Source organism: Paenibacillus sp. FSL L8-0470, from assembly GCF_038008625.1.
Taxonomy (GTDB): Bacteria; Bacillota; Bacilli; order Paenibacillales; family Paenibacillaceae; genus Paenibacillus_AQ.
Map to the genome: position 1 here is coordinate 6637903 of NZ_JBBOZM010000001.1, position 17844 is coordinate 6655746.

The 17844-nt window shown below is 49.4% G+C and carries 19 protein-coding genes and 1 other annotated feature; all 19 genes read right to left on the bottom strand.

The genetic code is table 11. The annotated features are described in order from the left end of the window. Positions 1–4: 4 nt before the first annotated feature. Positions 5–3550 carry a DNA-directed RNA polymerase subunit beta gene (rpoB, locus tag NST99_RS30360; protein ID WP_076112958.1) on the bottom strand — a complete coding sequence of 1182 codons (3546 nt, stop codon included), beginning with the start codon at positions 3548–3550 and terminating at the stop codon, positions 5–7. 418 nt (positions 3551–3968) lie between these two features. Further along, positions 3969–4571, bottom strand: a complete 603-nt coding sequence (locus tag NST99_RS30365) for a class I SAM-dependent methyltransferase (protein WP_341096618.1) — start codon at positions 4569–4571, stop codon at positions 3969–3971. A gap of 121 nt (positions 4572–4692) precedes the next feature. After that, on the bottom strand, positions 4693–5052 hold the full coding sequence (rplL, locus tag NST99_RS30370) for a 50S ribosomal protein L7/L12 (protein ID WP_038597106.1): 360 nt from the start codon (positions 5050–5052) through the stop codon (positions 4693–4695). Positions 5053–5117: 65 nt separating this feature from the next. Continuing rightward, the gene (rplJ, locus tag NST99_RS30375) at positions 5118–5621 is read right to left on the bottom strand and encodes a 50S ribosomal protein L10 (protein ID WP_038597109.1); all 504 of its coding nucleotides are present in this window, start codon (positions 5619–5621) and stop codon (positions 5118–5120) included. A gap of 64 nt (positions 5622–5685) precedes the next feature. Then, positions 5686–5840, bottom strand: a sequence feature (ribosomal protein L10 leader region). Positions 5841–5907: 67 nt separating this feature from the next. Beyond that, positions 5908–6600, bottom strand: coding sequence for a 50S ribosomal protein L1 (gene rplA, locus NST99_RS30380; RefSeq protein WP_038597112.1), 693 nt, complete (start codon positions 6598–6600; stop codon positions 5908–5910). 81 nt (positions 6601–6681) lie between these two features. After that, positions 6682–7107 (bottom strand): 50S ribosomal protein L11, encoded by a 426-nt coding sequence (gene rplK, locus NST99_RS30385; protein ID WP_020427083.1) that lies wholly within the window; start codon positions 7105–7107, stop codon positions 6682–6684. Between the two features lie 74 nt (positions 7108–7181). Further along, positions 7182–7715 (bottom strand): transcription termination/antitermination protein NusG, encoded by a 534-nt coding sequence (gene nusG / locus NST99_RS30390; protein ID WP_020427084.1) that lies wholly within the window; start codon positions 7713–7715, stop codon positions 7182–7184. 20 nt (positions 7716–7735) lie between these two features. Continuing rightward, positions 7736–7927 carry a preprotein translocase subunit SecE gene (gene secE / locus NST99_RS30395; protein WP_038597114.1) on the bottom strand — a complete coding sequence of 64 codons (192 nt, stop codon included), beginning with the start codon at positions 7925–7927 and terminating at the stop codon, positions 7736–7738. A 20-nt stretch (positions 7928–7947) separates the two neighbouring features. Next, entirely contained in the window at positions 7948–8097 is a 150-nt protein-coding gene (gene rpmG, locus NST99_RS30400) for a 50S ribosomal protein L33 (protein WP_074086515.1), read from the bottom strand. A 424-nt stretch (positions 8098–8521) separates the two neighbouring features. Then, entirely contained in the window at positions 8522–9166 is a 645-nt protein-coding gene (gene sigH / locus NST99_RS30405; RefSeq protein ID WP_020427086.1) for an RNA polymerase sporulation sigma factor SigH, read from the bottom strand. A gap of 161 nt (positions 9167–9327) precedes the next feature. After that, complete coding sequence (locus NST99_RS30410; protein WP_341096621.1) at positions 9328–9849, bottom strand: NYN domain-containing protein; 522 nt, start codon at positions 9847–9849, stop codon at positions 9328–9330. Between the two features lie 2 nt (positions 9850–9851). Beyond that, on the bottom strand, positions 9852–10616 hold the full coding sequence (gene rlmB, locus NST99_RS30415) for a 23S rRNA (guanosine(2251)-2'-O)-methyltransferase RlmB (protein WP_038597120.1): 765 nt from the start codon (positions 10614–10616) through the stop codon (positions 9852–9854). A 33-nt stretch (positions 10617–10649) separates the two neighbouring features. Next, positions 10650–11087 (bottom strand): Mini-ribonuclease 3, encoded by a 438-nt coding sequence (locus NST99_RS30420; RefSeq protein ID WP_341096623.1) that lies wholly within the window; start codon positions 11085–11087, stop codon positions 10650–10652. Then, on the bottom strand, positions 11084–12490 hold the full coding sequence (gene cysS, locus NST99_RS30425) for a cysteine--tRNA ligase (RefSeq protein WP_341096624.1): 1407 nt from the start codon (positions 12488–12490) through the stop codon (positions 11084–11086). Before cysS ends, NST99_RS30420 begins: the two co-directional genes overlap by 4 nt. Before the next feature lie 52 nt (positions 12491–12542). Then, a complete protein-coding gene (cysE, locus tag NST99_RS30430) occupies positions 12543–13235 on the bottom strand; it encodes a serine O-acetyltransferase (protein WP_341096625.1) in 693 nt (230 codons plus the stop codon). A gap of 533 nt (positions 13236–13768) precedes the next feature. Beyond that, complete coding sequence (gene gltX, locus NST99_RS30435) at positions 13769–15232, bottom strand: glutamate--tRNA ligase (protein WP_341096628.1); 1464 nt, start codon at positions 15230–15232, stop codon at positions 13769–13771. Positions 15233–15282: 50 nt separating this feature from the next. Next, a complete protein-coding gene (gene ispF / locus NST99_RS30440) occupies positions 15283–15771 on the bottom strand; it encodes a 2-C-methyl-D-erythritol 2,4-cyclodiphosphate synthase (RefSeq protein ID WP_341096630.1) in 489 nt (162 codons plus the stop codon). A 2-nt stretch (positions 15772–15773) separates the two neighbouring features. Then, on the bottom strand, positions 15774–16466 hold the full coding sequence (ispD, locus tag NST99_RS30445) for a 2-C-methyl-D-erythritol 4-phosphate cytidylyltransferase (protein WP_341096632.1): 693 nt from the start codon (positions 16464–16466) through the stop codon (positions 15774–15776). A gap of 93 nt (positions 16467–16559) precedes the next feature. After that, positions 16560–17648 carry a PIN/TRAM domain-containing protein gene (locus tag NST99_RS30450; protein WP_341096633.1) on the bottom strand — a complete coding sequence of 363 codons (1089 nt, stop codon included), beginning with the start codon at positions 17646–17648 and terminating at the stop codon, positions 16560–16562. Positions 17649–17844 lie beyond the last annotated feature (196 nt).

Below are 17844 nucleotides of genomic sequence, written 5' to 3' on the forward strand. Positions count from 1 at the left end.
TGAATTACTCTATTCCGACTTCTGCGCCTTCCAAATTGAGGCTCAGCTTGTCGCCTGACGTCTCATCCTCATCATCCAGTTCCTTCATTTCAATTTCCTGCTCGTCACCGCTGAGGATCTTAACATCCATACCAAGCGACTGCAGTTCCTTGATGAGTACTTTGAACGATTCCGGAACACCTGGTTCTGGAACATTCTCGCCTTTGACAATGGATTCGTACGTCTTGACACGGCCTACCACGTCATCGGACTTCACAGTTAAAATCTCTTGAAGTGTATATGCAGCACCGTAAGCTTCAAGCGCCCAAACTTCCATCTCCCCGAAACGCTGTCCGCCGAACTGGGCTTTACCGCCGAGTGGCTGCTGTGTAACGAGAGAGTAAGGCCCTGTGGAACGGGCATGAATCTTATCGTCAACCATGTGCGCCAGTTTGATCATGTGCATAACGCCGACAGTAACTTCACGCTCGAAGCGTTCACCTGTACGGCCGTCATAAAGCACTGTCTTACCATTACGCTGCATGCCGGCTTCTTCCATCGTATCAAACACGTCGTTCTCACGCGCTCCATCAAATACTGGAGTAGCTACGTGAATACCGAGCTGCAGGGCAGCCATACCGATATGAACTTCGAGCACCTGGCCGATGTTCATACGGGAAGGAACGCCCAGAGGGTTCAGGACAACCTGCACCGGTGTACCGTCAGGAAGGAATGGCATATCTTCTTCAGGCAGGATACGGGCAACGACACCCTTGTTACCGTGACGTCCGGCCATCTTGTCACCTTCAGAAATCTTACGTTTCTGAGCGATGTAGACACGAACCAGCTGATTCACACCCGGAGGCAGCTCATCGCCGTTCTCGCGTGTAAATACCTTAACGTCAACGATAATACCGTCACTACCATGAGGAACGCGCAGCGAAGTATCGCGCACTTCGCGGGCTTTCTCACCAAAGATAGCGTGCAGCAGGCGTTCTTCGGCAGTCAGTTCAGTTACACCCTTAGGAGTAACTTTACCTACCAGAATATCACCAGCGTTGATTTCCGCACCGATGCGGATGATGCCGCGCTCATCAAGATTGCGCAACGCTTCTTCACCGACATTCGGAATATCACGCGTAATCTCTTCAGGTCCCAGCTTGGTGTCACGAGCCTCGGATTCGTATTCCTCGATATGAATCGAAGTGTATACATCTTCCTTAACCAGTTTCTCACTCAGCAGGATCGCATCCTCGTAGTTGTAACCTTCCCAAGTCATGAACGCAACAACTACGTTGCGGCCAAGAGCAAGTTCGCCCATTTCCGTGGATGGTCCATCGGCCAGAATGTCGCCTTTCTTAACAATGTCGCCTCTTTTAGCCAGCGGACGTTGATTAATGCAGGTACCCTGGTTCGAACGCATAAATTTGTGTAATTTATATTTAACGATATCACCTTTAACTTCCTTGCCTTCGACAGCTTCAACGCGGCGCAGCCAAATTTCGTTGGCCGACGAGCGTTCAATAATACCGTCATACTTGGAAACAATACATACGCCCGAATCCTTAGCGGATTTATGTTCCATTCCTGTGCCGACAAGCGGCGCTTTAGGAATTAGAAGCGGAACGGCCTGACGCTGCATGTTCGATCCCATCAGTGCGCGGTTGGAGTCATCGTTCTCAAGGAACGGAATGAGCGCCGTAGCGACCGATACAACCTGTTTTGGCGATACATCCATGTAATCCACGCGATTACTTGGCATTGTTGTAATATTGTCTGAATCTTTGTTGTAGCGAACGATAACCATGTCTTCTTTGAAGGAGCCCTCTTCGTCGATCAGTACGTTAGCCTGAGCAACTACATAGTTATCTTCTTCATCGGCAGTCAGGTAATCGATCTGTTCAGTCACCTTGCCAGTCTTCGGATCCACCCAACGGTACGGCGCTTCAATAAAGCCGTATTCATTAATGCGGGCAAAGGTGGACAAGGAGTTGATCAGCCCGATATTCGGACCTTCCGGCGTTTCAATTGGACACATACGGCCGTAGTGACTGTGATGGACGTCACGAACCTCAAAGCCCGCGCGTTCACGAGTCAGACCGCCGGGTCCGAGTGCCGATAGACGGCGTTTGTGCGTCAGTTCAGCCAGCGGGTTCGTCTGGTCCATAAATTGGGACAGCTGCGAACTACCGAAGAACTCTTTAATCGACGCGATAACCGGACGAATGTTGATCAAAGCCTGTGGCGTAATCGCATTAGCATCCTGTATCGACATTCTCTCACGCACTACGCGCTCCATACGGGACAACCCGATACGGAATTGGTTCTGCAGCAGTTCGCCTACAGAACGCAAACGACGGTTACCCAGGTGGTCGATATCATCGGTGTTGCCGATGCCGTGCAACAAATTAATAAAGTAGCTGATTGAGGAGATAATATCAGCCTGAGTAATATGCTTCACTGATTTGTCGATATTGCCATTGGCAATCAGCTTGATAACCCGTCCTTCTTCAATAGGCGAGAACACGTCGATCGTTTGTAGTGGGATATCAATACTGTCCATAACCCCACCGCTTACACGGTAGTTTTTGGAAGCGACATTCTTCTCGAAATAAGGAATCAGCTCATCAAGCAGACGACGGTCAACCATTTGGCCGGATTCCGCCAGGATTTCACCTGTGGACTCATCAACCAGAGGTTGAGCCAAACGCTGATTGAACAGACGATTTTTAATGTGCAGCTTTTTGTTGATCTTGTAGCGGCCTACATTGGCCAGATCATAGCGCTTCGGATCAAAGAAACGTGCGACCAAAAGGCTCTTGGCATTATCAAGTGTCGGCGGTTCGCCCGGACGCAGACGCTCGTAGATTTCGATAAGCGCCTTTTCCGTAGAGTCCGTGTTGTCTTTATCCAGCGTATTGCGAATATATTCATCATTGCCAAGCAGTTCCAGAATTTCAGCATCACTGCCGAACCCGAGAGCACGCAGAAGCACGGTAACCGGGATCTTACGAGTCCGGTCGATACGGACATACATAATGTCCTTAGCGTCGGTCTCAAGCTCCAGCCAGGCTCCGCGGTTAGGAATTACTGTGGCGGTGTAGGTTTTTTTACCGTTCTTATCCACTTTTGTGCTGAAATAGACGCTTGGAGAGCGAACCAACTGGCTGACAATAACCCGTTCCGCACCATTGATAATAAAAGTGCCGGTCTCCGTCATCAGCGGGAAATCTCCCATGAACACTTCCTGCTCTTTGACCTCACCGGTCTCCTTATTAATGAGCCGTACTTTCACCCGCAGAGGAGCCGCATATGTTACGTCCCGCTCTTTAGCGTCGTCAACCGTATATTTCGGTTCACCCAGGCTGTAATCAATGAACTCAAGCACCAAATTCCCTGTGAAATCCTGGATCGGCGAGATGTCCTGGAACATTTCCCGCAATCCTTCCTCCAAAAACCAATCATAAGATTTTTGTTGGATCTCGATCAGGTTCGGGACCTCGAGTACCTCGTTAATTCTCGCATAGCTCCGCCGAGTGCGTCGACCATACTGAACAAGATGTCCTGCCAACTTTACTCACCCCTCATGTCTACTCACTTAAAAATTGATTGCGAACCCTTGTTTGGACCATTATAATGGAACCATAACACAAGGATTCAGCCACAAATAGAGAAAAGCCCTTATCGAAATCTTTCGAAAAAAGAGCGCATCTATCCATGACCAAAATACTCCTTATCCAGTAGATTTGCCCAAAACGTACGTATTATACGTCACCAAGCAACAGTTTATGCGCTATTATCTATTTCCCCGGCGACCTTCGCCGCGACAGTAACATAGAGAACTGAATTCGCACAAACTTGCCGTACGGCATGCGCTTGCCGGGCGACAATATATTACTTGACATTTCAGCAAACTAAAGACATGGAGCCTAGCTTAATACTGACATTTTATAATAATACCACTATCTATATCACAAGTCAATGATTAATCAACTATTTTTTTGCGCCCTGATAATACGATAGCCTTTGTCTTTCCCCACTTCTTCCACAACCGGAAACAAGCTTTCGAGTTTTGCTGCCGCTGAAGGTGCCCCCTGTTTCTTCTGGATTACAATCCACAGACTTCCACCCTCATTCAAATGCTCATACGCCTCTTCAAAAATACGATGCACTACCGCTTTGCCGGCACGTATCGGAGGATTGGTAAGTATGACATCATACTTCTGTCCCTTTACTGCAGACAACACATCGCTTTCCATAACCGTAACATTGCGGATTCCATTATGCTGGGCATTCTCGCGAGCCAGCTCGACCGCACGGCTGTTAATATCAATCATCGTCACATGGCCGCCCGGGACCAGAAACGCTGCACTAATGCCAATCGGTCCGTACCCGCAGCCTACGTCAAGCACTGCAGATCCATCCGGAATGTCCATAGCCTCAATTAGAACACGGCTGCCATGGTCGATATCTCCTTTGGAAAAAACACCGGCGTCGCTGGTAAACCGCAGGGTTTTCCCTCTCAGAACCGTGCTTAGGGTACGTCTGTCATGACGCGCTTCCGGCTGCTGCGAGTAATAATGCTGCGACATAAGATCCTCCCTTTCATTTTGTTCTTCCTATTGTATACAGCAACCCCCTTGAACAAGTTCAAGGGGGTTGCAAGAACCGGAAGGAGAAGTCCTCCCCGGGGCATTACCTTATTGAAGCGAATTACTTCACTTCTACAGCTGCGCCTGCTTCTTCCAATTTTGCTTTGGTAGCATCGGCTTCTTCTTTGCTTACTTTTTCTTTGATTGGTTTTGGAGCGTTGTCTACGAGGTCTTTAGCTTCTTTCAAGCCCAGACCTGTGATTTCGCGAACGATTTTGATAACGTTGATTTTGGAAGCGCCAGCGCCTGTCAAAATTACGTCAAATTCGGATTGTTCTTCTGCTACTGCTGCTACTGCGCCGCCAGCTGCTACTGGAGCTGCTGCAGTTACGCCGAATTCTTCTTCGATTGCTTTAACCAGGTCGTTCAGTTCCAATACGCTCATGCCTTTAATTTCTTCTAAAATTGTTTCTTTGCTCATGATTGAACCTCCATTTTATATTTAAATTTATTTGTGGTATTGATTATGATGCTAGAGACAAAGGCTTACGCGCTTTGTTCTTCTTTCTCAGCGACTGCTTTAACTGCAAGCGCGAAGTTGCGCACTGGAGCTTGAAGCACGCTAAGCAGCATGGACAGCAAACCATCGCGGGATGGAAGCTCAGCCAGTGCTTTCAGCTGGTCAGCGTCGATAACTTTACCTTCTACAACGCCGCCCTTCAGTTTCAGAGCGTCGTTCTTCTTAGCGAAGTCATTCAAAATCTTGGCTGCTACTACTGCATCAGTTTCACTGAATGCTACTGCTGTAGGACCAGTCAGAACTGCGTCCAACTCAGTCAAATCAGACGCCGCAGTTGCACGACGCACCAAAGAGTTTTTCAGGACTTGAAAATCAACGCCAGCTTCACGAAGCTGCTTACGCAGTTCGGTCACTTGCGAAACGTTCAATCCACGGTAGTCCGCAACAACAGTGGAAACACTGTTCTGCAGTTTGCTTGTTACAACATCAACCGCTTCCTGTTTAGCTTGGATTACTTTTGCATTTGCCATTTGTATACACCTCCTGAAAATTTATGTGACGACGATTCTTCCGGAAAATTCTCGTCGTTCCTACGCAGGCATTAGAAAAGCCTCCGCAGATTCACGAAGGCTTGATAAAACGTAAGTTACACAGGCATGTACCCGGCACTTCTTGTTTCTATCACAACACCTCGGTAGGAAATTAAGCCCTACGGCACCTACTGTCTACGGTAAGCATATTCAAGTTGAAGAATGATCACCTTAAAGTTCACAACTGTTATAGATTATCAAAGATGACTCTAAGAGTCAACCCCTATTATCTGTAAGAAGTTGTATTCACACGAGCACTAGGTCCCATAGTTGACGAAATAGCAATGTTCTTCAGGTAAACACCTTTAGCAGCAGCCGGTTTCGCACGGTTAAGAGCGTCGATGAGGGATTTAAGGTTTTCGTTCAATTGTTCAGCATTAAAGGACACTTTGCCGATAGGTGCGTGAATTTGACCGGCTTTATCAAGACGGTATTCGATCTTACCGGCTTTGATTTCTTGCACAGCCTTGGTAACGTCGAAAGTAACTGTGCCAGCTTTAGGGTTAGGCATGAGGCCTTTACCACCGAGCAGACGACCCAGTTTACCAACTTCACTCATCATATCAGGTGTAGCTACGCAGACATCAAATTCAAACCAGCCCTGTTGGATCTTGTTGATCATATCCTGATCGCCTACAAAATCCGCGCCAGCAGCTTCTGCCTCTTTCGCTTTTTCACCTTTTGCAAATACAAGTACGCGTTGCGTTTTGCCTGTGCCGTGAGGCAGGACAACAACACCACGAACAGCTTGGTCTTGTTTACGCGGGTCTACACCCAGACGAACTGCTGCTTCAACGGTTTCGTCGAATTTGGCAGTCGCTGCCTTTTTCACAAGCTCTACAGCTTCTGAAGGCTCGTATGTTGCTTCGCTGTCGATCAGCTTAGCAGATTCCATGTATTTCTTACCATGTTTAGCCATGAAAATGTTCCTCCTTTGTGGTGTTAGCGGAAATTCCTCCCACATATTGCGGTCATGAATGACCGGTGCATCGAATACATATTAGTCTTCGATTGTGATACCCATACTGCGGGCAGTACCTTCAACCATACGCATTGCAGCTTCGATAGATGCAGCGTTCAGGTCGGGCATTTTTGTTTCAGCGATTTCACGAACCGCTGCGCGGCCGAGCTTCGCTACTTTTTTCTTGTTTGGTTCACCGGATCCTTTTTCTACTTTAGCAGCGATGCGAAGCAGAACGGCAGCCGGAGGAGTTTTAGTGATGAAGGTAAACGAACGGTCTTCAAATACTGTAATTTCAACCGGGATGATCAGGCCAGCCTGGTCGGCAGTACGAGCGTTGAATTCCTTACAGAATGCCATGATGTTGACACCTGCTTGACCTAACGCCGGACCTACTGGAGGCGCTGGATTCGCTTTCCCTGCAGGAATCTGCAGTTTCACCATTTTAATAACTTTTTTAGCCATGAGTGACACCTCCTTGCGTAAATAGTGGTATTCGAACGCTTAAAGCGTTCTCCCACAAGAAACCCTTGACACTGTTATATTTTCTCCACTTGAGTGAAATCCAACTCCAGCGGGGTTTCCCGTCCAAACATGTTAACATGCACTTTGATCTTGCTCTTGTCAGCCAAAATCTCTTCCACGGAGCCCACAAAATTCGCAAAGGGACCAACCATAATACGTACGGATTCCTTAATTTCGAAATCAATCTTCGCTTTAGGTTCAACCATGCCCATATGCTTCAGAATTTGTTCAACTTCTTCCGGAAGCAGAGCGGTAGGTTTAGATCCGGAACCTGTCGAACCGACAAATCCGGTAACGCCCGGCGTATTGCGGACAACATACCAAGAATCATCAGTCTGAACCATTTCGACCAAAACATAACCAGGATAAACTTTACGCATGACAGTTTTTTTCTTGCCATCCTTGTTTACCAGTTCTTCTTCCATAGGAACAAGAACACGGAATATTTTGTCTTCCATGCCCATGGACTCAACGCGTTTTTCCAAATTGGCCTTAACCTTATTCTCATACCCGGAATAGGTATGAACAACATACCATCTTTTTTCCATACAAGCCACCTGGGACCTCTCTAAATAATCGTTTCGATCAGAGCGGAAATACCGATGTCCAGAACCCAGAAGTAAAGCGCCATAACTACAATTGTACCGAGAACGATCAATGAATAGTTTTTCAACTCTTTACGGCTAGGCCAGCGAACTTTTTTGAGCTCGCTCCAGCTCTCAGTGAAAAAGGAAAACAATGACTTGAAACTACGTTTCACGCCGACTACACCTCCAAAGACTATCTGGTTTCGCGATGAGGAGTTTGCTCGTTACAGAACTTGCAAAATTTCTTCATCTCCAAGCGGTCGGGGTGATTTCGCTTGTTTTTGGTTGTCGCATAGTTTCTTTGTTTGCAACTTGTACAAGCCAAAGTGATAATTACCCGCATGATATGCACCTCCCGAAGACGTACTTCTAATCTTATAATTAGAAGACGCAAATATTGATCCTAAAAAAAACCCGCGAATTTAGGCCTACCTAAAACACTTTAGCATAATGTCAAGCCCTGTGTCAACGAAAGAATTCCCCATCGCACTGGGTAATTTCGGGTAATGTAGCCGTGTTCCATTCATTGTCTTGTTCTTGTCTTTCCCAGCTGTTCGCTGCCTTGTGCAAGGTCGTCATGAATGACTTCACGGACGGAATTTCTCGATAGAACATCGATAGGCACTATTCTTACCATTATGGAGCAATCCGACTATGAATAAACCTATTAGCAACGGCAATCCACTAAAATCCTGTCTTATCCATCAAAACTTGCATAAACACTAAAAAAAGACTCGATGACCGAGCCTTTCCTGTCCATTATATCATTAATTGTCACGCACTTCCAGATATCTTTCCAATTTACGTTTCACTCGCTGCAAAGCATTGTCGATCGACTTCACATGCCGCTTCAAATCTTCCGCAATCTCCTGATAGGACCTGCCGTCCAGATACAGCATCAGAACTTTGCGTTCGAGATCACTGAGAATCTCCGCCATCTTATCCTCCAGGCCGATAAATTCCTCCTGGTTAATAATCAGTTCTTCCGGATCCAGCACCTGAGTCCCGCAAATGACATCCATCAGCGTCCGGTCGGAATCTTCATCGTATATAGGCTTGTCCAAAGAGACATACGAATTAAGCGGTATATGCTTCTGGCGGGTAGCCGTCTTAATGGCGGTTATAATCTGACGGGTAATACAGAGTTCGGCAAAGGCCTTAAACGAAGACAGCTTATCGCCCTTGAAGTCACGAATTGCCTTATAAAGGCCTATCATGCCTTCCTGTACGATATCTTCACGATCCGCTCCAATCAGAAAATAAGAACGGGCCTTGGCACGTACGAAATTACGGTACTTGTTAATCAAGTGCTCCAATGCGCCACTGTCGCCACCACGGAAGATCTCGACAATTTCTTCATCACTTATGAAATCATACTCAGACAGCATTAATTCCTTGAGGTCGACACTCACCAAGAATCCCCCCGGCTGCAACGCAAGACACATCGTCACTTCTCGAAATATAGGATCAGTATATATTATGTTACCTTACACCGTCAACCGTATTTGTCCAAAAACAATCTTCTATAACAATTTTTGGAATTTAATCAATTGATTACGGGTTTCCGGATGCTTCATTGCCGCCGCCAATCCTCCAGGCGTTTCCGCATCTCCGGTGGAAGTTTCTCTTCCAGGGAATGCCGCTGGGAGCTGGTACCCTGCGGCTCGATAGCTTTCTTAACCTGCTTTTGATTTTCTTCGATCTCCAGCCGCAGCTCTCTGGCAGAAATCCGCAACGCACCTTGGGCAAAGATTACATGCTGCTCCACAAAATCGCTGGTTGCCACATAAATCTGCCGGCGGCGGTGAGCGAATTCTCCAACCAGCCGCTCAATGCATTCGTCTGCGGTTTCTTTTTCCTTAGTGAAAAAGACCTGCACCTTCCCCTGCACAAAGGAACGGCCAAGTCCCGGAACACGGTAAGCATCGAATACGGCAATGACGCGCCGCCCGGTGAATGCCTGATAATCGGCCAGCATATCCAGCAGCCGGTCGCGTGCTCCCTGCATGCCTGTCTCCGACAGTGCCGAAAGTTCCGGCCAGCCGCCGATCATGTTGTATCCATCCACAAGCAGCACATCGCGCCAGTCTGCCATAGCTATCCCTGTACTTGCCGGCGCCGCAATACCTCATACATAATGACGCCGGCCGCAACTGAGGCATTCAAAGAGTTGATCTTACCGGCCATTGGCAGCTTCAGCAGTACATCGCATTTTTCACGGATCAAGCGGCCCATTCCCTTGTTCTCATTGCCAATAACAACAGCTACCGGACCGGTGAAAATATCCGATTCATACAGGTTCTGATCCGTAGCAACATCTGTTCCGACCACCCAGACGCCCAGCTCCTTAAGCCGGTCTATAGTCTGGCCAAGATTGGTGACCCGTGCTACGGGAACATATTCTACAGCTCCAGCCGAGGTTTTGGACACGGTGGCCGTAATTTGCGCAGAGCGCCGTTTGGGCACAATCACCCCGTGTACGCCGGTGCAATCAGCTGTCCGTAGAATGGAGCCCAAATTATGCGGATCTTCAATCTCATCCAACAGGATAAGAAAAGGCGGTTCCCCTTTGGCCTCGGCCGCAGCCAGAATATCGGCAACTTCCGCATAAGCGAACGGCGCAGCCTGAGCCACCACTCCCTGATGCTGCACTCCGGGTGCAAGCTGGTCCAGCTTCCGCTTATCTACATGCTGGATCACAATTCCCGCTTTGCGCGCTTCAGCAACGATCGGTGCGGTTAAATGCTTTTGCGCCGTTTCGGCGATCCAAATCTTGTTCAGTGTACGGCCGGCACGAAGCGCTTCAAGCACCGAATGCTTACCGGCCAGTATTTCTTCTTCTGTCTTTATTTCTTCTTCCATGTTCATGCCTCCTGTTCTATAAGTTTTATGGCCTCACTTGGGCCGGTTCATCATGTACTCTATACTGCTGTGGACAAGTTCTTGTATTCTCTCCTGCTGCCCTGTGTAATACAGGTGCCCGATCAGGCATTCAAAAGCGGTGGCATGGCGGTATTCCAGCACATCCGCATTTTTGGGGATCGTCCCTGACTTAGCGTTCCGTCCTTGCCGGGCGACATCCTTCTCCTCATCCGTGAGCATCGGGTCAAGAAAGGCAAGAATGGTGCTTTGCGCCTTAGCCGAGACCAGTCCGGTTGCCGTGCGGTGCAAGTGATTCGGACGCAGATTCGTCAGCGAGATCAGATATTGGCGGACAGCCACTTCATAAATCGCGTCTCCCGCATAAGCGAGCACGATTGGCGAGAGCTGCCGGACCGGCTTGGAGGGTTCATACGGGAACCAAGCGTTGTTCACATTGAACTCGCCGCTCATTTACGACGCCACCGCATTCCTTGTGGAGTATCTTCAAGCAGGATGCCCAAACGGTTCAACTCGTCGCGGATTTCATCGGACCGTCCCCAGTTCTTATTCTTGCGCGCTTCTGCCCGCTCTGCGATCAGCCGCTCCACATCTTCACTTGCGACCTCTTCTTCAAGCTCGGGAGCAAGGCGCAGAACCGCATTCATCTCCGAAAAAGCCTTCAGCAGCGCCGCAAAATCCGCGGATTTCGCCTCGTTGTTCGCAAGCGTAAGATTCGCAAGGCTTACCCAGTCGAATACAGCAGTGATCGCATCCGGGGTATTAAAATCATCCTGCATTTTAGCATGGAAGGTCTCCAGTATATTCGCCAGGCGATCCACGGTCTCTGCGCTCGCTGCTTCCACAGCCCATTCAGGAGCAATCTCCAGACGATGCTTCACATTACTCTCTGCCAGCGCGATCCGCTCGGCGCTTTTCTCGGCAGACAGCAGCGCTTCTTCTGAAAAGTTCAGCGGATTGCGGTAATGGGTGGAGAGCATGAAATAGCGGATCGTTCCGGCTTTGAAACGCTGGCGGATATCCTTGACTAGCAGCCCGTTGCCGAGCGATTTCGACATTTTCTCGTCTCCGATGTTGAGAAATCCGTTGTGCATCCAATAGTTCGACAGCGGCTTGCCGGTCAGCACTTCCGTTTGTGCACATTCGCATTCATGATGCGGGAACTGTAGATCCTGCCCTCCGCCGTGGATATCAATAGTATCGCCCAAATATTCACGGACCATGGCCGAGCACTCGATATGCCAGCCGGGACGTCCATTCCCCCAAGGGCTGTGCCAATGGATTTCACCCGGTTTGGCCGCTTTCCATAGCACAAAATCCTCGGGTTTCTCCTTGCGTGAATCCACTTCCACACGAATCCCGAATTGCAGCTCCCCGAGATTCTGGCGGGACAGCTTGCCGTAATCGGCAAATTTGCCCGTGCGGTAATATACATCGCCGCCGTTCTCATAAGCATAACCTTTTGCTTCTAGCTCCTTAATGAGCTCAATGATCAGATCCATACTTTGTGTAACCCGCGGATTCATTGTTGCCGGCTTTACGCCCAGACCGGCAAGATCTTCACCGTAGGCAGCGATAAAAATTTCAGCAACTTCAGCTACGGTAGTATTCATTTCCTCCGCTTTGCGGATCAGCTTATCATCGACATCGGTGAAATTGGTAATATATCGGACCTCATTGCCGATTGCCTCTAAATAATTGCGGACCGTATCAAAAACGATAACAGGTCTGGCATTTCCGATATGCATATAGCCGTAGACGGTTGGTCCGCATACGTACATTTTTACCTCGCCTGACTTCAGAGGCACAAACTGCTCCTTGCTGCGACTCATTGTGTTGTAGATTTGCAAAGCCATGCTGTTCCCAATCCTTTCTGATGTTCCGGCATTCACTGGAATACCGGGATGCTTAAATTTCATAGTCACCTATATATTGCTGGCTCTCCAGCCGCCGCTGCTCGGCTTTCTGCTTATCCTCGTTCCCGAGCTGTTCCCGGATTTCCTCAATCTCCTTCTGCAGGAAACGCAGGGAATCTACCAGCGGATCCGGCATCTTGGTATGATCGAGACGGTCGGATACCCGTTCCCCGTTGCGCTTGACCACTCGGCCGGGATTGCCTACCACAGTGCTGTTATTGGGCACTTCACGCAGTACAACCGCGTTGGAGCCGATATTGGAATTATCGCCGATCCGGAATGATCCCAGTACTTTCGCACCGGAACCAATTACAACATTATTGCCGACAGTAGGATGACGTTTCCCTTTTTCCTTACCGGTTCCCCCAAGCGTAACCCCTTGATAGATAATAACATCATCACCGATTTCACAAGTTTCGCCAATGACTATCCCCATGCCATGGTCGATAAACAACCGATCCCCGATACGGGCGCCAGGATGAATTTCGACACCGGTCATAAACCTGCTGATCTGTGAAACGATGCGCGCCAGCGTAAACCAGCCCCGTTTGTAAAAAGAGTGGGCCATCCGATGACCCCAAATGGCGTGAAGTCCGGCATAAGTGAAGACAACCTCGAATCTGCTGCGGGCTGCGGGATCGTTGTCGAATACTGCCCGAATGTCCGACTTGATATGCTTAAACATCACGGTTCCCCTCTTCTTGGCTTCCCCGCCTCCTGTTTACAGGTACGCATAAGGAAGGTATTGGCGCAGCCCACTATCTATCTCTCTACACGTTTGCCGCGGGCTTAGGCTTGGTCAGAAATCCATCTTTATGTCCAAAGAATCTGCTCTCCTATTTCAACAAAAAACGCCTCTGCAGCTAAAAGCTGCAGAGGCGTTTAACCGCGGTTCCACTCTGCTTGGATGATTGCATATTCCCCAGCCCAACATTCCGGCCTCTGGATGCAGCATCCCTCTTGCGTCATTAACGGCAACGTTCCCGGCACAGTCTAACGTCCCTTAAGGGAACGCTCAACCCTGCAGCTCACAGGCGCATGTTCAGCGGCGGACAAATGAATAACTTCCAGCCTCTTAAGGAAGTTCCTCACGAGGTTATTCTCTCTGGCAATTGTCCTTATGCGCTTACTTTTCCTGATCACAGCTATTACAATATTCTTCTATCTTAGCGAAAAGATAAGGGACTGACAAGAGGTTTGCCCCCAGGTCATCAAAGCTTAGGCCCCTTTGATTTGTGATTTCAAACGTTCAATGACTCGGTTCCGGCCCAGCAGGGCAATCGTCACATTCAGGTCACGGCCATGTGTCTGACCCGTCAAAGCGACACGGATTGGCATAAACAGCGCTTTTCCTTTGTGGCCCGTCTCTTTCTGCACTTCTTTAATCAGAACAGCCATATTGCTGGCAGTGAAGTCTTCAGTACCTTCCACCTTGGCCAGAAAAGCGGAGAGAACTTCAGAAACCTGGCTCTCAGCCAGAATCTGAGCCGCTTCCGTTTCGAGCTCCACATGGCTGCGGAAGAACATTTCGGACAGCCCGACAATATCCGATGCAGCCGTCAGCTGCTCCTGGTACAGTGCAACAAGTGTTTCCGCCCAGGTCTGCTGTTCATCATTAAGCTGAGCCGGGAGTCTTCCCGCCTTTTGCAGATGAGGAATGGCCAATGCTGCAATCCGCTTCGGATCCGCATGCTTAATGTAGTGATTGTTCAAATGAGCCAGCTTGTTCGTGTCGAACACAGCGGGACTCTTGGACAGGCGGTCAGCGGTAAAGATCGAGATCAGCTCTTCTTTATTAAAGATTTCCTCTTCACCTTCCGGAGACCAGCCAAGCAACGAGATGAAGTTAAAGAGCGCTTCCGGCAGATAGCCGAGCTGATCATACTGCTCGATGAATTGAATAATGGATTCATTCCGTTTGCTCAGCTTCTTGTGGTCATCGCCGACAATCAGCGTCATATGACCAAATAGCGGCGGTTCCCAGCCAAGTGATTCATAAATCATCAGCTGGCGCGGCGTATTGGAGATATGGTCTTCCCCGCGCAGCACGTGGGAGATTTCCATCAGATGATCATCTATCGCTACAGCAAAGTTATAGGTCGGAATTCCGTCCTTCTTCACGATTACAAAATCGCCCATTTCTTTAGTAGTAAAAGAAATGCTGCCTTTTACGATGTCCTCAAAGGTATATGTGCGATCTTCCGGCACCCGGAAGCGGATGCTGGCAATACGTCCTTCCGCTTCAAACGCGAGGCGTTGTGCCTCTGTCAAATCGCGGTGCTTGCCGGAATAACGCGGAGTTTCGCCGCGGGCCGTCTGTTCCTCACGTTCCGCTTCCAGCTCCTCTTCGGTGCAATAGCAGCGGTAAGCCAGACCGCGGTCTAGCAAATCCTGCCAGTAGATACGATACAAATCAAGGCGTTCGGTCTGGCGGTAAGGGCCGTATTCTCCGCCAACATCGACGCTCTCATCCCAGTCTACTCCCAGCCACTTCAAGTATTTCAGCTGGCTTTCTTCCCCGCCGGCGACATTGCGCTTTACATCTGTATCTTCGATCCGGATAATGAATTTTCCGCCCAGATTACGGGCAAATAAATAGTTAAACAGTGCTGTTCTGGCATTTCCGATATGTAAATGTCCCGTAGGGCTCGGTGCGTAACGCACCCGGACTTGATCCGCCATAGTATTCCCTCCGCTTCATAATGGTTAAAATTAGGTCACTTGCAGCCATCTCAAGATGATATCACATCTTGGAGCAGGCAGACAATAGATTGTGCCGCAATTCCTTCGCCGCGTCCGGCAAATCCGAGCTGTTCGGTAGTGGTCGCTTTTACATTCACTTTCGAGGTTTCCGCTCCAAGCGCGCGGGCAATGATCTCACTCATCTGCGGGATGTACGGAGCCATCTTTGGCTTCTGGGCAATAATAGTTGAGTCGATATTGCCGAGCCTATAGCCACGCTCGCGGGCAAGACTCCATACCTGCTCCAATAGCTTCAGGCTGTCCGCATCCTTGAAGGCCGGATCGGTGTCGGGAAAATGCCTGCCGATATCACCAAGCCCAAGCGCCCCCAGAATAGCATCACTTACCGCGTGCAGCAGCACATCCGCATCGGAGTGCCCCAGCAGCCCTTTTTCATAAGGAATGGTGACTCCGCCAATAATACACGGTCTTCCCTCTACCAGCTGGTGTACATCAAAACCTTGTCCTACAGCTATCATGCTTAACCCTCTCCCCTGTTTCTTTCTGTAAATTCGGCAAAATCGAGGTCTTCCGGCGTTGTGATCTTTATGTTCCTGTAGCTTCCCTCCACCACAGATACCGGAATCCCGCTGCGCTCGGCCAGGCTGGAGTCATCGGTGCCAATAAATCCTTCCCGCTCCGCCGCGGCATACGCCGCAAGCAAATCAGACAGACGAAAAGTCTGCGGGGTCTGAATCGCCCACAGACTTCGCCGATCCGGCGTAGACAGCACCTTACCATCACCGTCTACCTGCTTGATCGTATCCTTTACCGGCACTGCAAGTACGGATGCGCCGACCGCTCTGGCCCGTTCGTAGCAAGCATCAATCTCACTCTCCTGCACGAATGGACGTACACCGTCATGCACCATGACCCAGTTGGTGTCCAGCTGCTTTAGCCCCAAATGTACGGAGTGCTGACGTTCGGAGCCTCCGGGAACGACAGCCTTCACTTTGTCCAGCTTATAGGCCTCTACCCATTCCCGGCAGCGTTCTATGTCCTCCTGGCCAGCAACCAGTACAATTCCAGAGATAAGTTCATGCTGCTGGAACACCTCCAGCGTATGCACGATAATGGGTTTGCCTTGAAGCAGCAAATATTGCTTGCTCTCGGCGGTCCCCATCCGTGTTCCTCTGCCTGCCGCCACAATCACGGCGCCCACACTGTTTGACATTCTTTTTGCTCCTGTCTTTCACGTATATCCCCATCATAACGTGTTTGGCGGTCATTTCCAACCCAAAAGACATTTTGCAGTATGGCTTCTTGCTTATTGCGCTTTTTCCAGCAGCTTCGGTTTGGCAAAAATCATTCTGCCGGCTGAGGTCTGCAGCACACTTGTAACCAAAACCTCCATCGTCGTGCCGATGTACTCGCGTCCGCCTTCAACGACAATCATTGTTCCATCATCGAGATAGGCTACCCCTTGTCCATGCTCCTTGCCGTCTTTAATGACCTGTACGATAATCTCCTCTCCCGGCAGAACAACCGGTTTTACCGCATTTGCCAGATCGTTGATATTAAGTACGGAAACCCCCTGCAGCTCACAGACCTTATTGAGATTGAAATCATTGGTTACCACCTTGCCGCGCAGCACTTTGGCGAGCTTGACCAGCTTGCTGTCCACCTCGGAGATCTCTTCGAAATCGCCTTCGTAGATAAGCACCTTCACATCCAGTTCTTTCTGGATCTTATTGAGTATATCTAGACCGCGCCGGCCACGGTTGCGTTTCAGCAGATCGGAAGAATCGGCGATGTGCTGAAGCTCTTCCAGAACAAACTCAGGGATGACAATCGTCCCCTCGATAAATCCCGTTTTGCAGATATCGGCAATCCGCCCGTCAATAATGACGCTGGTATCGAGAATTTTATGCTCCTCCAGTCCGCGGCCCTCCGGTTCAGCCGATTGTCCCCAGCGCCCGGTTGTCCAAAGCGAGGCCAACTCCTCTTTCTTCTCCAGACCGATCCGCAGCCCCATATAACCCAGAGCTAGCGTGGCAGCCACCTGCACCAGCTCACCTGCCTTCCCCAGCCAGTCCATGGCCGGATGGAGCAGCAGGGACAACAGCAGCCCTCCAGTAAGTCCTGCGGCACCTGCGGCCAATTCATTCATCGGAATTCGCGAGCAGTACAACACCGCCTCATGCAGCTTTGAACCTGCCCACTCCGCGCATAAAGTCCCCGCAAACAAAAAAATAATGGCACCCAGCACCGTAAATAAAATGCTTCCTTCCACAGGCAGGTTTTCCCCCAGCTTTCCCATTCCCTCCGGGAACCCTTTTTCTGCCGTATGGTATAGCGAAAAACCGGACCAGGCTCCGCATAACCCGGCTAGCGTCAACATCACTTTTTTCCACATAACCTTAAGCACCTCCTTTTATTCATCCTAAAATGATCTATACTTCACCAGTATGTTCCAATTTTCAGGACGGTAATCGGGGGTTGCTTATTTTTTCTCATACTTTTACCTTACCGCTCCTGTAAAGATTCCCAGGAACTCCTATTCCCGTTGAAAACAGGGGGGCCCTGGCATATAATGAACTCAATTACGAACC

What these genes read in the sequence shown, in the direction of transcription:
- cysS (WP_341096624.1), bottom strand. Translation starts at nt 12,490, where the DNA reads ATGGCTTTGCAAATCTACAACACAATGAGTCGCAGCAAGGAGCAGTTT.
- nusG (WP_020427084.1), bottom strand. Translation starts at nt 7,715, where the DNA reads ATGGAAAAAAGATGGTATGTTGTTCATACCTATTCCGGGTATGAGAAT.
- gltX (WP_341096628.1), bottom strand. Translation starts at nt 15,232, where the DNA reads ATGGCGGATCAAGTCCGGGTGCGTTACGCACCGAGCCCTACGGGACAT.
- rplL (WP_038597106.1), bottom strand. Translation starts at nt 5,052, where the DNA reads ATGAGCAAAGAAACAATTTTAGAAGAAATTAAAGGCATGAGCGTATTG.
- NST99_RS30365 (WP_341096618.1), bottom strand. Translation starts at nt 4,571, where the DNA reads ATGTCGCAGCATTATTACTCGCAGCAGCCGGAAGCGCGTCATGACAGA.
- rplK (WP_020427083.1), bottom strand. Translation starts at nt 7,107, where the DNA reads ATGGCTAAAAAAGTTATTAAAATGGTGAAACTGCAGATTCCTGCAGGG.
- NST99_RS30450 (WP_341096633.1), bottom strand. Translation starts at nt 17,648, where the DNA reads ATGTGGAAAAAAGTGATGTTGACGCTAGCCGGGTTATGCGGAGCCTGG.
- NST99_RS30410 (WP_341096621.1), bottom strand. Translation starts at nt 9,849, where the DNA reads ATGGCAGACTGGCGCGATGTGCTGCTTGTGGATGGATACAACATGATC.
- ispF (WP_341096630.1), bottom strand. Translation starts at nt 15,771, where the DNA reads ATGATAGCTGTAGGACAAGGTTTTGATGTACACCAGCTGGTAGAGGGA.
- rpmG (WP_074086515.1), bottom strand. Translation starts at nt 8,097, where the DNA reads ATGCGGGTAATTATCACTTTGGCTTGTACAAGTTGCAAACAAAGAAAC.
- rlmB (WP_038597120.1), bottom strand. Translation starts at nt 10,616, where the DNA reads ATGGAAGAAGAAATAAAGACAGAAGAAGAAATACTGGCCGGTAAGCAT.
- ispD (WP_341096632.1), bottom strand. Translation starts at nt 16,466, where the DNA reads ATGTCAAACAGTGTGGGCGCCGTGATTGTGGCGGCAGGCAGAGGAACA.
- rplJ (WP_038597109.1), bottom strand. Translation starts at nt 5,621, where the DNA reads ATGGCAAATGCAAAAGTAATCCAAGCTAAACAGGAAGCGGTTGATGTT.
- NST99_RS30420 (WP_341096623.1), bottom strand. Translation starts at nt 11,087, where the DNA reads ATGAGCGGCGAGTTCAATGTGAACAACGCTTGGTTCCCGTATGAACCC.
- rplA (WP_038597112.1), bottom strand. Translation starts at nt 6,600, where the DNA reads ATGGCTAAACATGGTAAGAAATACATGGAATCTGCTAAGCTGATCGAC.
- cysE (WP_341096625.1), bottom strand. Translation starts at nt 13,235, where the DNA reads ATGTTTAAGCATATCAAGTCGGACATTCGGGCAGTATTCGACAACGAT.